This is a genomic window from Pseudomonas sp. NEEL19, from assembly GCF_028751975.1.
Lineage (GTDB): Bacteria > Pseudomonadota > Gammaproteobacteria > Pseudomonadales > Pseudomonadaceae > Aquipseudomonas > Aquipseudomonas juntendi.
Genome location: NZ_CP081491.1, coordinates 4,569,244 through 4,581,765, shown reverse-complemented (window position 1 = coordinate 4,581,765; position 12,522 = coordinate 4,569,244). Strand labels below are relative to the sequence as shown.

The 12,522-nt window shown below is 62.6% G+C and carries 11 protein-coding genes and 1 pseudogene; 8 read left to right on the top strand and 4 right to left on the bottom strand.

Features of this window, described 5'->3' with window-relative positions:
• Nucleotides 1-5 precede the first annotated feature (5 nt).
• From K4A76_RS20345 to K4A76_RS20330, 4 genes are read right to left on the bottom strand one after another with little or no spacing between them, the layout of a single operon-like run.
• On the bottom strand, nt 6-1,142 hold the full coding sequence (locus tag K4A76_RS20345; RefSeq protein ID WP_110676553.1) for a hypothetical protein: 1,137 nt from the start codon (nt 1,140-1,142) through the stop codon (nt 6-8).
• A gap of 1 nt (nt 1,143) precedes the next feature.
• Nucleotides 1,144-1,899, bottom strand: coding sequence for a hypothetical protein (locus K4A76_RS20340; RefSeq protein ID WP_110676552.1), 756 nt, complete (start codon nt 1,897-1,899; stop codon nt 1,144-1,146).
• Nucleotides 1,900-1,910: 11 nt separating this feature from the next.
• Nucleotides 1,911-2,684, bottom strand: a complete 774-nt coding sequence (locus K4A76_RS20335) for a hypothetical protein (protein ID WP_274411019.1) — start codon at nt 2,682-2,684, stop codon at nt 1,911-1,913.
• 58 nt (nt 2,685-2,742) lie between these two features.
• On the bottom strand, nt 2,743-3,261 hold the full coding sequence (locus tag K4A76_RS20330) for a type IVB secretion system protein IcmW (RefSeq protein ID WP_274411018.1): 519 nt from the start codon (nt 3,259-3,261) through the stop codon (nt 2,743-2,745).
• Between the two features lie 395 nt (nt 3,262-3,656).
• On the opposite strand from K4A76_RS20330, the gene K4A76_RS20325 reads away from it, so the two are divergent.
• The 8 genes and pseudogenes from K4A76_RS20325 to K4A76_RS23970 all read left to right on the top strand — a co-directional run.
• The gene (locus K4A76_RS20325; RefSeq protein ID WP_274411017.1) at nt 3,657-4,508 is read left to right on the top strand and encodes an STAS domain-containing protein; all 852 of its coding nucleotides are present in this window, start codon (nt 3,657-3,659) and stop codon (nt 4,506-4,508) included.
• Nucleotides 4,509-4,512: 4 nt separating this feature from the next.
• A complete protein-coding gene (locus K4A76_RS20320) occupies nt 4,513-4,875 on the top strand; it encodes an STAS domain-containing protein (RefSeq protein WP_054905950.1) in 363 nt (120 codons plus the stop codon).
• Nucleotides 4,872-5,276: an anti-sigma regulatory factor gene (locus K4A76_RS20315; RefSeq protein ID WP_009683493.1), complete on the top strand. Its 405-nt coding sequence runs from the start codon at nt 4,872-4,874 to the stop codon at nt 5,274-5,276. The genes K4A76_RS20320 and K4A76_RS20315 overlap by 4 nt, the downstream gene beginning before the upstream one ends.
• The gene (locus tag K4A76_RS20310; protein ID WP_274412316.1) at nt 5,273-6,286 is read left to right on the top strand and encodes an ATP-binding protein; all 1,014 of its coding nucleotides are present in this window, start codon (nt 5,273-5,275) and stop codon (nt 6,284-6,286) included. The genes K4A76_RS20315 and K4A76_RS20310 overlap by 4 nt, the downstream gene beginning before the upstream one ends.
• Nucleotides 6,279-7,127: a sensor histidine kinase gene (locus K4A76_RS20305; RefSeq protein WP_054911674.1), complete on the top strand. Its 849-nt coding sequence runs from the start codon at nt 6,279-6,281 to the stop codon at nt 7,125-7,127. The genes K4A76_RS20310 and K4A76_RS20305 overlap by 8 nt, the downstream gene beginning before the upstream one ends.
• Nucleotides 7,117-9,060, top strand: coding sequence for a response regulator (locus K4A76_RS20300; protein ID WP_274411016.1), 1,944 nt, complete (start codon nt 7,117-7,119; stop codon nt 9,058-9,060). The genes K4A76_RS20305 and K4A76_RS20300 overlap by 11 nt, the downstream gene beginning before the upstream one ends.
• A 116-nt stretch (nt 9,061-9,176) precedes the next feature.
• Nucleotides 9,177-11,570: a TonB-dependent siderophore receptor gene (locus tag K4A76_RS20295; protein WP_161892903.1), complete on the top strand. Its 2,394-nt coding sequence runs from the start codon at nt 9,177-9,179 to the stop codon at nt 11,568-11,570.
• 223 nt (nt 11,571-11,793) lie between these two features.
• A pseudogene (locus K4A76_RS23970) lies at nt 11,794-12,522 on the top strand (CHASE3 domain-containing protein); the annotation flags it as partial.

Below are 12,522 nucleotides of genomic sequence, written 5' to 3'. Positions count from 1 at the left end.
GCACCTCACTGTACCGCTTGCGCTGCAGTTTCAGACAGCACCTTCTGGTAGCGCGCTTCCAGAGGGGCGCTCAGGCCGTCGGAGGAGGCGATGACCAGCGTTGCCAAGTTGGCGAGCAACCGTTGGTTCTGCTCGTACTGTTGCTGATGGATCCAGACCTCAAGGCCACCCATCTTGGCCGCTTCGACCAGCAACCCACGCTGCGTCTGGCGCGCCAGGTTGCCTGACCACTCCAGCGCCTCCTTGCCACCAAAGTACTGGTTCACACGTAGCTTGAGCACTTCATTGGGCGACTTACCGCCGAATTCCTTGCTGCGGGTGTTGGCCGCGTTGATCATCGACAGGCTGTAGGCGGGTATGGACAGCATCGAGTCCTTGCGGTTTTTCTGCACCATGTAGGTTTCGCCGGCAGGCGTAGCGCCAGCTTCCTTGGCCAGGGCCTCGTCTGGCGGGCCTATCACATGCTGGATGTAGGCCGTGCGCGCCTCGGTAGCCAGCGAATCGGCATCGGCGGCTTCAAACAGCAGCGCCGCGTTGGTGTCGCCACCGGGCAGCTTGCTGAGGGTACAGAGGCCGGCGTTTGCCTCGGCTTCGGTACAGAACTTGGCGCGGTGCTCTTCCAGGCGCTGCTGCATCGCCTGGCCGGTGGAAGGCACCAAGCGACCCGGAGAGGCATCCAGTTCACCAACTGCTGCCTTGGCTCTGGCCGCCATGCTGGTGAATGCGATGTCCATCGACTTGTTCTTGACCACGGTACCGCAAGGGTCGAAACCTTGGCCGGTAGCGGCATTGAAATCGAGATAGGCCTTGGTCGCCGCCGCGTTCTGTTGCTGCGCACGGCTGGCGTTGATCAGTTGCTCGGCGGTTTGCCTGCTGTTGTCCGCAATCACACTTGCCGACAGTGCCTCCTGCTTGGTGGCTACGGCAACGGCAGAGATGATCTGCTCGAACTTGATGTTCATCTGGTTGGCGAAGGTCGTGCCAAACGTGGTGATGTTGCCGCCCACGGAACCTGACAGTGCGGTGATCTGCGCTGCAGTCCACATTTCGGCGGGGCCGAAACCGTACAACGCGCCGTAGGACACACCCGACAGCATGGTCGAACCTGCGACGATGCTGGCTAACTTGAGCCGGAAATTCATATCACTGCCCCGTGAGCATTGGCACGCGACGGTCCGTCACTTGCCCGACAAGAGAATTGGCAGCCATGGCAGTCATTGCCGAGGCGGCAAGTTGCTGCGACTGGGCGGCATTGCAGGCGATCGAGTTGCAGTCGATATGTGCTTCAGCCCGTTGATCGGTGATCATCGCGGTGTAGGCATAGGCTGCTGTCTCGCCTTCCGGGGCAAGGGTCTTTTCGCTGAAAGGCCCGGCGTAGTCCACATCCCAGCCTTGCATGCCGTTGGCGTTGAGGGTGCACATGCCCTGTCTGGCTTCAGACACGCTGCAGTAGTTGTCGCGGTGCATGGCCAGCGTTTCCTGATCGGCTGCGGCCTTGGAGCCAACGCGTTGCGAGGAATAGGTCGCCATCAGGCGCGCTGTGTCCTTGTCGCGCTGAGAAACGGCCTCGACCATGAGCTTGCCCTGTTGCTGGGCAATGCACTTGCTGGTGACCGGCTGCCCCACTGCTGAGTCGAATGAGGTCACAGCCGCCATTGCCCGGTCGGACATTTCGATGGCGCCAACGGCATTGGCAAGCTGCTTTTTCGAATCGTTGTCCATCTGCGCGACGACGTTGGCCGACAGCGCCGTTTGCTTGACCGTCACCGACCAGGCACTCAGCTCGCTTTGCATGGTGCTGATGAACGTCAGCACCGAGGCCCAGGTCAGGGCCTGGGCCGGAAGCGCCGTAGTGCCCAGGGCAAGGCCGACGGCGGCAACTGCTGCGATTTTCTTCATTCCCAACCCCTTCAGTTGAACAGGCCGGCAGCCGAGCTGGACGACCCGCTGCCTGACCCGGACGTGGAGCGGCTGGTGCTGCTGGAAGTGCTTGCGGGCGGGGTGCTGGCTGCAGGTGCCACGGTGTTGGTGGCAGCGGGGCTGCTGGTGCCAGTACCAGTGCCAGTGCCGCCGCCGAAGTCGGTTTGCACGTAATTGAACGGGTTGACGTCGACCGTGTAGGTGGCCTCGTAACCGGCAGGGGTACTGTGGTAGCTGCTGCCCAGTTCCGGGTCGAGTGTGCTCATGCCCTTGCTGACCAAGCCATTGGTCAGCCCGTTCAGGTCCGCCAGCGATGTGCCGCTGCTGACTTTGCCAATTGCCTGGTTGATAGGGCTGGTGACCATGGAAGACACCTGCTGGACCGCCGTACACACTTTCTTCTGCGCGTACTTCAGCACCGCTTGCTGGGCAGCAGCGAAAATGGAACCCAGGCTGGGGATGGAGCCAGAGAGGTCGAACAGGCTGCCCAAGCCCCCGAAGCAATCGGCCGTGGCGCTGAACAACGATTCGACGTTGGGTGTTGCCGCCGCGAGTTCGGTATGAATTCTCAGTGCGTCGTTGATGGAGGCGCCGATCGTGCCTTCCTTGGTGCCGTCGGCACAGTCCTGGGCATCGGCCTTGATGGCCTCGGCCACCACCGAGCTCTGCTCCGACAGCAAGCCGCTCGACGTAGCGCCCAGGCTGCTGGAAGCGGCCACTGCCGGCCCTGCCAGCAGTAACCAGGCACCCAGGACGCTGCCCATGGCCGCGTGCTTGCCCACAAATTTGCCTACCGCTGCAGCAACAGGGTTCGGTCGTCCGTTATACATCTGCGTAACTCTCCATGATCTGGGATATCTCGCGCAGCCGCTCTGCGCAGAAGATCTCGCTGAGCAGGTGAGCTTTGCTGAAGGCATCCAGCCGGCGGCGAAATGCCGTGAAATCAGCGGGCTGCGCAAGGTCGCCGGCCAGCAGCGGGGTCAGCGCTCCGGTAAACGCATCATTGTGTTGCGCGACATAGCGCACCAGGTACATACAGCGCGAAGAGGTAAGTTGGGCCAGCAGTTCGGCGAACCGCTGCGGCACGTGGTGCAGGACCCCTGCGTAGGCTTCGATGAACGCCTGCAGTTCCTGCACCAGCAATTGGATTTCGAATTGCTGCCCTGAAGCATCCTCATCGAAGTCCACCGCCCAGCGGTCTAGGCGATCCATGCTGATCAGGAATTTGACCAGTGCGGCATTGCGCGATGACTTGGCGAAATGCCCAAGAACCCCGTGGGCCGTGAGGTCAAGCTGTTCAATGGGCGGTGTGTGCGCACCGTACGCTGTGTGTTGGTCCATTCCCTGCACTCGCTTTAAGCATACTGAAATACGCTAAAATGCATCCTGTTTCTAATTCTGTATCAAAAATGATGGCGTATCAACTTTTTGACATCTGAAATGTAGTTGCCGGCTATTGGCAAATGGCCACTGTCTCGAGGGTGAAATGGGCGACGCCCTGCAGCTGAAGCCTTTGATTGGCAGGGGCTGCGAGTAGAAAGCAGTGCTGTGCGCCAGCCCTGCCAGAAGCCACGAATTGACAGCAGCCGTGCCGCAATCCGAAGCCGTTGGGCTATCCTAAATGGCTCAATGCAATTATCTTTTCCCGCTGCACAACTAATCGAACCGGCAAATGTCATTCACAGCAGGCCGGCCATTCATCGGGACGCCGGCCTTCACCACTGGAGCGAAGGCACATGGCAACACTGCAAGGCAGCACGTTGGAGGCTATCCAACATAGCCAGGCGCAACTGCGCGAGGAATGGACAGCCAGCCTCGAAACCAACGGCGCCACGCGCAATATCAAAGAACAGGTACTGGCACAGGAAATCCAGGAGTTCCTGCAGTTGCTGGTGGACGGCCTGCGCGCTGGTGGCGGCAGCCACCTGGCCGGCAGCGAGTGGGAGGCGTTGCGCCGGTTCCTGGAGAAGCTTTCTGCCAGCCGCGCTCAGCTTGGCCACGATTCGCACCAGGCCGCGTTCTTCATCTTCGCTTTGAAAGGGCCGCTGTTCGGCTTGCTGCAAGCGCACTACAGCAGCGACCCGGCCCGCCTGGCCGAGCAACTGTGGCTGGTGTCGGAACTGCTCGATGGCATGGGCATGCACACCATCCGCGCCTTCCAGAAAACCCGCGAGGAAGTGATCAGGCGCCAGCAGGAAGAACTGCTGGAGCTGTCTACCCCTGTGGTCAAACTGTGGGACGGGGTGCTGGCGCTGCCACTGATCGGTACGCTGGACTCGCAGCGTAGCCAGACGGTCATGGAGTCGCTGCTGCAACGCATCGTCGACACCGGCTCGGAAATTGCCATCATCGATATCACCGGTGTACCCACCGTTGACACCCTGGTCGCCCAGCACCTGCTGAAGACCGTCACGGCCATCCGCCTGATGGGCGCCGATTGCATCATCAGTGGCGTGCGCCCGCAAATCGCCCAGACCATCGTGCACCTGGGGCTGGACCTGGGCTCGCTGACCACCAAGGCCAGCCTGGCCGACGCCCTCAAGCTTGCCCTTGCACGCCTGGGCTGCGACATCAGCAAGCAGGGGTAAGCCCATGGAGCGTATCCCGATCCTGCAAATGGGCGAGTTCCTGCTTGTGACCATTCAGGTCGACATGCACGACCAGCTGGCGCTGACCCTGCAGGAAGACCTGACCGAGCGCATCAGCAGTACCTCGGCCCGGGGCGTGTTGATCGATATTTCCGCGTTGGACATGGTCGACTCATTCATCGGCCGGATGATCGCCAGCATCTCTGGCCTGTCACGCATCCTGGATGCCGAAACCATGGTGGTGGGCATGCAGCCGGCCGTGGCCATTACCTTGGTCGAACTGGGCCTTACCCTGCCGGGCGTCAGCACGGCACTCAATGTGGAGCGTGGCATGCAAGTGCTGCGTCAACGTGTGAGCCAAAAATGAATGTGCGCGAAAGCGGCAGCCAACCGGTACGAATCGAACAGGACGTGGTACTGGCGCGTCAGCTGGCGCGCAAGCTGGCCGGCGAATGCGGCATGCGCCTGGTGGACCTGACCAAGCTGGTGACGGCAGTCAGTGAACTGGCGCGCAATACGGTGGTGTATGGCGGCGGTGGCGACATGGACTGGGCTGTGCTGGAGGATGGCGGGCGCACCGGTTTGCGCCTGTTGTTCCGCGATGAGGGCCCCGGCATCCCCGACATCAAGCTGGCGCTGACTGACGGCTGGACCTCGGGCGGTGGCCTGGGCCTGGGCCTGACCGGCGCTCGGCGGCTGGTCGATGAATTTGAACTGGACACCGCGCCAGGGCAGGGCACACGCGTGACGATCACCCGATGGGCATGAACCTGTTCGCCAGCCAGACCCACGTGATGGGCCTGGCAGACCCGAGCGATGTTGGCCACGCCCGGCGTACCGCACAAAAGCTGGCCGAGCGGCACGGCTTTGACGAAGAGGACTGCGGCCGTGTGGCGCTGCTGGCCACCGAGCTGTGCAGCAACGTGCTCAAGCATGCCGGCTGCGGTGAACTGCACCTGCGGGTGCTGCCCCGTGAGCACGGGGGTTATGCCATTGAACTGCTCACGGCGGACCGTGCCCAGGGCTTTGATGCACAGGCCTGCCTGACCGACGGTTATTCAACCGCAGGCACCCAGGGAATCGGCCTGGGGGCCTTGGCGCGCATGGCCCAGGTATTCGATGTGTACGCCGATGCGCGCGGCGCGGTGGTGCTGGCGCGCGTGCATGCCCAGCGCGACCACGCGCCAGACTTGCGCGTGGGGGTAAGCCAGCATGCCCTGCACGGCGACCCCGCCTGTGGCGATACCTGGCACCTGGCGATCGAAGGGCAGCGTATCAGCGCCCTGGTGATCGACGGCCTGGGCCACGGTGTGGATGCCCAGGCTGCAGCCAGCGCGGGCGCGGCAGTGTTTGCCCAGGCCCCGTTCGCCGGCCAGTTGGAGCAATTGCAGGCCATGCACCAGGCCATGAATGGCAGCCGTGGTGGCGCGGTGGCGATAGCACGCTATGACGGTGCCCGCGACCACCTCGGTTTTGCCGGCGTCGGCAATATCGGCGCCAGCCTGGTGAGCGCCACCCAGGTGCGTGGGTTGGCTTCGTTGCCCGGCATCGTTGGCGGGCAGTATAGAAAAGCCCAGGTATTTGACTACGCTCAAGCGAATGGAAAACTGTTGATCATGTACAGCGACGGCCTGCAGTCCCGTTGGAATCTGGAGAGTTACCCTGGCCTGGTGCACCGCCACCCGGCTGTCATCGCGGCAGTGCTGCACCGCGACTTCTGCCGGGGCCGGGATGATGTAACCGTGCTGGTCATCGACCTGGAGGCGGCGCATGGCTGATGCAGAGGTAATTGCCCGGCTGCAGGCGGATAACGATGCCCTGCGTGCCGAACTGGAAGAAACCAACCAGGGCGTGCTGGCCCTGTACGCCGAGTTGGACATACAGGCCGAACAGCTGCGCCAGGCGTCGGACTTGAAAAGCCGCTTCCTGTCGTACATGAGCCACGAATTCCGCACGCCGCTGGGTTCGATCCTGAGCATCACCGGCCTGCTTACCGACGAGCTCGACGGGCCGCTGTCGGCTGAACAGCACCGCCAGGTCACCTTTATCAGCACCGCCACCCGCGAGCTGTCCGACATGGTCGACGACCTGCTCGACCTTGCCAAGATCGAAGCCGGGCGCATCAGCATCTCGCCGGCCTGGTTCGACATGCTCGATCTGTTCGCGGCCTTGCGCGGCATGTTCCGGCCGATTGTCGACGCTACTGCAGTCGACCTTATCTTCGAGGAGCCTACAGGGCTGCCGCGGCTGTACACCGATGACAAGAAGCTCGCGCAGATTCTGCGCAATTTCATTTCCAACGCGCTGAAGTTCACCGCCCAGGGTGAGGTGCGGGTGTCGGCCCAGCTGTATGGCGACGACCGCATCCGCTTTGCCGTCAGTGATACCGGCATTGGCATTGCAGCAGAGCTGTTGGATACGTTGTTCGAAGATTTCACCCAGGTAGATTCGCCACTGCAGAAGCGCTTTCGCGGCACTGGCCTGGGCCTGTCGTTGTGCAAGCGCTTTGCCATGCTGCTGGGTGGCGAAGTGGGGGTGCACAGTGAACCAGGGGAAGGCTCTACCTTCTTCGTGGTGATTCCTCTGGCCCTGGCTCAGGAGAACGCCGATGAAACCTGAGGTGCGCTTGCTGATCGTGGACGATAACGTCGCCACCCGCTACGCACTGCGCCGGCGCCTGGTAGTGCACGGCTACGAAGTGCTGGAGGCAGGCACCGGCGGTGAAGGCCTTGCGCTGATTCGCGACGAGCAGATAGATGCCTTGATCCTGGACGTGAACCTGCCCGACATGAGCGGGTTCGATATCGTACGGTTGCTGCGCGAAGATGCCCGCACGGCGTTGTTGCCGGTGATTCACGTGTCGGCCGCGTCGATCCAGAGCGGTGACATCATCACCGGCTTGAACGCTGGCGCCGATGCCTACCTGGTGCACCCGGTAGACCCGGATGTGTTGCTGGCAACCTTGCGTACCCTGTTGCGGGTGCGTGACGCCGAGCGCGCCCTGCGCCAGAGTGAGGCGCGCTTTCGCGAGATATTTACCGGTGTATCAGCGCCCATCGCGGTGCTCGACGCCGAGTTCAAGGTGCACGAGTGCAACCAGGCATTCAGCCACCTGACCCAGGAAAACAGCAACCCCTCGCAACTGCTGGAATGCTTTGCCAGCGGCCAGGAGCCAGCGTTGGCCGACCTGCGCCGGCACCTGGCGGCTGGCGAGCGCTGGAAGGGCACCCTGAGCATGCTGGTGCACGGGCATGTACGCGAAACCGAGTGGCAGCTGTCGCCCTACCAGGCGCCAGGGCTGTGCCTGGTGTTCATCGAGGACATCACCGAGCACCGCCACCGGGAGCGCTCCCACCTGGCCCGCCTGGACGATGCCACCAGCCAGTTGGCGCGGGAAGTGGCGGTGCGCGAACGCACTGAAGCGCAACTGCTGCAACTGCAGAAAATGGATGCCCTGGGCAGCCTGACCGGCGGCATTGCCCACGATTTCAACAATTTGCTCACCGGCATCATCACCAGCCTAGAACTGATCTGCAAACGGGTGGCGGAAAACCGTATCGAGAAAGTGCCCAGGTACGCCGAAGCCGCACTCAGTTCAGCCACCAGCGCGGCCTCGTTGACCCACCGGTTGTTGGCCTTCGCGCGCCAGCAGCCACTGGATACCCGCCCGGTGGACGTCAACCAGCATGTACGCTCGCTGGAAGAGCTGCTGAACCGCACCATCGGCGAGCGCATCCAGCTTACCCTGGACCTGTCGACCCACCCGGCCATCGCCCTGGTCGACCCGGTGCAACTGGAGAGCGCGGTGCTCAACCTGGTGATCAATGCGCGCGATGCCTTGGCCAAGGGGGGGCGGATCTGGGTGAACACCGCAGCCACCTGGTCGCAGGGCAACCCCGACCTGGCGGACGGCCATTACATTGCCGTCAACGTGCGCGACAACGGCAGCGGCATCGAGCCGGAGCTGTTGGAAAAGGTGTTCGACCCGTTCTTCACCACCAAACCGGTGGGCCAGGGCACCGGGCTGGGGCTGTCGACCATCTACGGCTTCGCCCGGCAGTCCGGCGGGCATGTGCTGCTGAGCAGCGTGGTGGGGCAGGGCACGGAGGTGACCCTGTTGCTGCCGGCCAGCGCGGAGGCCGCGGTAGCGGTGGAGCCGGCCAACGTGCAGAACCTGCAAGGCAATGGCGAGCACGTGCTGGTGGTGGAAGACATGGCCTCGGTGCAGGTGGCGGTGGCAGAAGCGCTGACCGATGCCGGGTACCGCTGTACGGTGGCCACCACCACTGACGAGGCGTTGCGGCACCTGCGCGACGACGCCAGCCTGGACATGATGCTGACCGATGTTGGCCTGCCGACCCTCAGCGGCCGCGAACTGGCCGACCTGGCGCGGTGCTACCGGCCCCAGTTGCCGGTGCTGTTCATGACCGGGTACGCCGATGCGGCCCAGGACCGCCAGGCCTTTCTCGGCGCGGGCATGGACATGCTGGTGAAGCCGTTTCAGCTCTACGAGCTGCTGGTGAAAGTGCGCCAGGCGGTCGGTACACCCTGAGGCAATTACCCCCGTCCGTTTTTTCTGAAAATAAATGAGGTGTTTTCTCATTCTCGTTCGGCCTTTGCACAAGGCCGGAATACAGGCCACCCGCCGACCCTCTACGGAGCGAGAAAATGAGTTCGACACCGGTTCCACAGCGCCACCCCCTCAGCCGTGCCATGCACGCTGCGATTCTGGGTTTGGTTGTCAGCAGCCCGGCATTGCCAGCGCTGGCGCAACCTGCTGGCGCTGATCACACCCTGCAACTGCAGCAGTGGAATATCCCTGCTGGCCCGCTGGCACCTGCGCTGGACCGTTTTGCCCGGCAGGCGGGTGTGAGCCTGGCCTTCGACGCGCAGACCGTGGCCAACCGCACCACCCCGGGCGTGCAGGGCGGCCTGGCGACGCCCGCCGCGTTGTCGGCGCTGTTGCAGGGGACCGATCTGCAGGTTGAACAGCAAGGGCCGCAGGCCTACCAGATCATTGCGCAAGCGCCGGCTGCCGGCCCGCTGGAGCTGGGTGCGACCGAGGATTACCGGCTGGCGCCGGTCATCATCAATGCCAAGGTCAAGGCCAGCGCCGATGACGACCTCAATTCAGTGGTGGCCAAGGAACTGTGGGTCGGTGGCAAGGTGGCCACCAGCATCCTCAACACCCCGGCCTCGGTGTCTGTGGTGACCCGCAAGGAAATGGAGCAGCGCAGCGTCAGCACCACCGAGGAAGCGCTGCAGTACAGCCCGGGCGTGGTCAGCGACTTCTACGGCTCGGACGACCGCAACGACTACTTCCAGATCCGCGGCTTCCAGGCCACCACCTACCGCGACGGCCTTACCCTGAGCTCGATGCGCGGTGTGCGCGAAGACCCCTATGCCTATGAGCGCATCGAGATTCTGCGCGGCGCCAACTCCACCCTGTTCGGCCCGGCCGACCCAGGGGGCTCGGTGAACTTCGTGACCAAGCAGCCGCGCTTCGAGAAGTTCGGCCAGGGCTACGTGACCTACGGCTCCTACGACCATGCCGAGACCGGCATTGACGTGGGCGATGCCCTGAACGACGAGCAGACCCTGGCTGGCCGCTTCACGGCCAAGCTGCAGAACAGCGACCGCGAGTACGACCACTCGCAAGACGACAACCGCTTCGTGATGGGCGGCCTGACCTGGGCACCCAGCGACTTCACCTCGGCCACGGTGATTCTCGATTACCTCAAGACCAACAGCTCGCCCAACAGCGGTGGCTACCCGCTGGACAAGGAATACGACCGCAGCGATTTTTACGGCGAGCCCGGCTACAACTTCCATGATGTGGAGCGCACCAGCCTCAGCGCCAGCATCACCCACGACTTCGACAACGGTTTCACCCTGCGCAGCAACCTGCGCTACAGCGAGCTGAGCGATGATTTCGGCTACGTCTACCTGAGCGACAGCGCCGAGCGGGTGGGCACCGTGATCCCCCGCTACGTGTTCGGCACCGACAGCGACGCGGACCAGCTCAATGGCAACCTGATGCTGCAGTACGATGCCCAGTTCGAGCACATCGACAGCAGCACCCTGGTGGGCGTGGAATACCTGGACTCGACCAACAAACAGCGCTCGGTGTACAGCCTGGCGCCGTCGATAGACATCGCCAACCCCGTATTCACTGGTGTACCTGGCGGCATCACGCCGTATAGCCGCGAGAAAAACGACGCCACCACCAAGGCCGTGTTCCTGCAGCAGAACCTGTCCTTCTACGACCGCGTCATTGCCACGGTGGGTATGCGCAATGACTCGATGGACCTGACCAGCACCGAGTATGTGGGGGGGGTGAACAGGCAGAGCGACACCTTCTCGGAAACCTCTTACCGTGGCGCGCTGACCTACATCGTCAACGATGAAGTGTCGACCTACGTCAGCATGGTGGAATCGGTTTCGCCGCCGCAGGTAGGGGTTACCCCGCAGACCGGCAGGCAGTACGAAGTGGGCGTGAAGTACTCGCCGCTGGGCATGGATGCGATGTTCTCGGCCGCCGTGTACGACCTGACCCAGGAAAACGTCACCATCGCCGTGGTGCTGCCCAGCGGCATCATCGAGCAGCAAACCGTGGGCGAGTCCCGCGCGCGCGGCCTGGACCTGGAAGCCAAGGCCCAGGTCACGCAAAACCTCAGCTTGATCGGGGCCTATTCGTACATGGACACCGAAGTGCTGCGCGGCTCGCTGTATGACGGCAGCTCGCTCAAAGGCAAAGCGTTCACCGTTGCGCCCAAGCATACGGCTTCGCTGTGGAGCTACTACGACATACCCGACACCGACGTGAGCGTGGGCTTGGGGGCGCGGTACGTGGGCGGTTACTTCATGGACGCGGCCAACACCAAGAAAAGCGACGGCACCACCCTGTTCGACGCTGCGCTGAACTACAAGATCGCCAAGGGCACCGACCTGGCGCTGAATGTCAGCAACCTGTTCGACGAGCAGCATGTAGTGGGCTCGGGTACGGCCGATTACTACAACCCAGGGCGGGAAGTGACCGCCAAGTTGAGTTACAGCTGGTAAGCCAGCCTAGGCTCATGATCGTCACCCAGCCCCAGAGCTGGGTGACCCCCCTCCCAATCCAACCCTCGCATCGCCCAATCGAATAAAATTGTACAAAGAACTTTTCCTGTACAAGATAATCATAGGCCTGATATCAAAACGTCACTACGCCAAAACCCGTCCGCATCCTTGTGCACGGGACCCAGCGTAGCGCCCAGCCAGGCCTTGAAGGGTTGCCCCCACGATGCTCAACAATCTCAGTATCTCGAAAAAACTGTACGCCGGTTTCGGTCTTGTACTGCTCATCATCGCCGTATTGGTACTGACCGCCTTGCGAGGCTTCGATCAAGTCAGCAGTAGCGTGAAGCGCAACATCCACAGCTACGACGTGCTCAACAGCTCCAGCAGCATGCTCAACAGCCTTGTCGACATAGAAACCGCCATGCGCGGTTTTGCCCTCACCGGCCAGGACAGCTTCCTTGAACCCATGAACACAGGCGAAGAGGCGTTCACCGACGCTTACAATCGCCTGAAGCAAGCCACCGCCGACAACCCCCAGCAGCAAGGCCGGCTGGCCCGCCTGCAACAGCTTTACCAACAGTGGTTGCAGCAAGACATGCAAACCAGCGTGAACCTGCGCCGCGAGGTCAATGCTGACCGCGCGCCGCTGACAACGCTGGTCAGCCAGATAAGCTCGGGCCAGGCCAAAGCCAAAATGGACGCCATGCGCGCCGTGATCAACGAATTCCAGGCGGCCGAGAAATCCCTGCAGGACGAGCGCAGCCTGCTGATGGACCAGGCTAAATCCACCGCCTTCACCATCCTGATCGCCGGCGGACTGGTCGCTGCAATCCTGGCTGTGCTGATCGCCACATTCCTCGCAAGAACCCTCACCCACCGCCTGGGTGAAGCTGTAACGCTGGCGCGCAATATCGCTGACGGGCGCCTGGACAACACCATCGCCATTGAAGGT

What these genes read in the sequence shown, in the direction of transcription:
- K4A76_RS20345 (WP_110676553.1), bottom strand. Translation starts at nt 1,142, where the DNA reads ATGAATTTCCGGCTCAAGTTAGCCAGCATCGTCGCAGGTTCGACCATG.
- K4A76_RS20340 (WP_110676552.1), bottom strand. Translation starts at nt 1,899, where the DNA reads ATGAAGAAAATCGCAGCAGTTGCCGCCGTCGGCCTTGCCCTGGGCACT.
- K4A76_RS20335 (WP_274411019.1), bottom strand. Translation starts at nt 2,684, where the DNA reads ATGGGCAGCGTCCTGGGTGCCTGGTTACTGCTGGCAGGGCCGGCAGTG.
- K4A76_RS20330 (WP_274411018.1), bottom strand. Translation starts at nt 3,261, where the DNA reads ATGGACCAACACACAGCGTACGGTGCGCACACACCGCCCATTGAACAG.
- K4A76_RS20325 (WP_274411017.1), top strand. Translation starts at nt 3,657, where the DNA reads ATGGCAACACTGCAAGGCAGCACGTTGGAGGCTATCCAACATAGCCAG.
- K4A76_RS20320 (WP_054905950.1), top strand. Translation starts at nt 4,513, where the DNA reads ATGGAGCGTATCCCGATCCTGCAAATGGGCGAGTTCCTGCTTGTGACC.
- K4A76_RS20315 (WP_009683493.1), top strand. Translation starts at nt 4,872, where the DNA reads ATGAATGTGCGCGAAAGCGGCAGCCAACCGGTACGAATCGAACAGGAC.
- K4A76_RS20310 (WP_274412316.1), top strand. Translation starts at nt 5,273, where the DNA reads ATGAACCTGTTCGCCAGCCAGACCCACGTGATGGGCCTGGCAGACCCG.
- K4A76_RS20305 (WP_054911674.1), top strand. Translation starts at nt 6,279, where the DNA reads ATGGCTGATGCAGAGGTAATTGCCCGGCTGCAGGCGGATAACGATGCC.
- K4A76_RS20300 (WP_274411016.1), top strand. Translation starts at nt 7,117, where the DNA reads ATGAAACCTGAGGTGCGCTTGCTGATCGTGGACGATAACGTCGCCACC.
- K4A76_RS20295 (WP_161892903.1), top strand. Translation starts at nt 9,177, where the DNA reads ATGAGTTCGACACCGGTTCCACAGCGCCACCCCCTCAGCCGTGCCATG.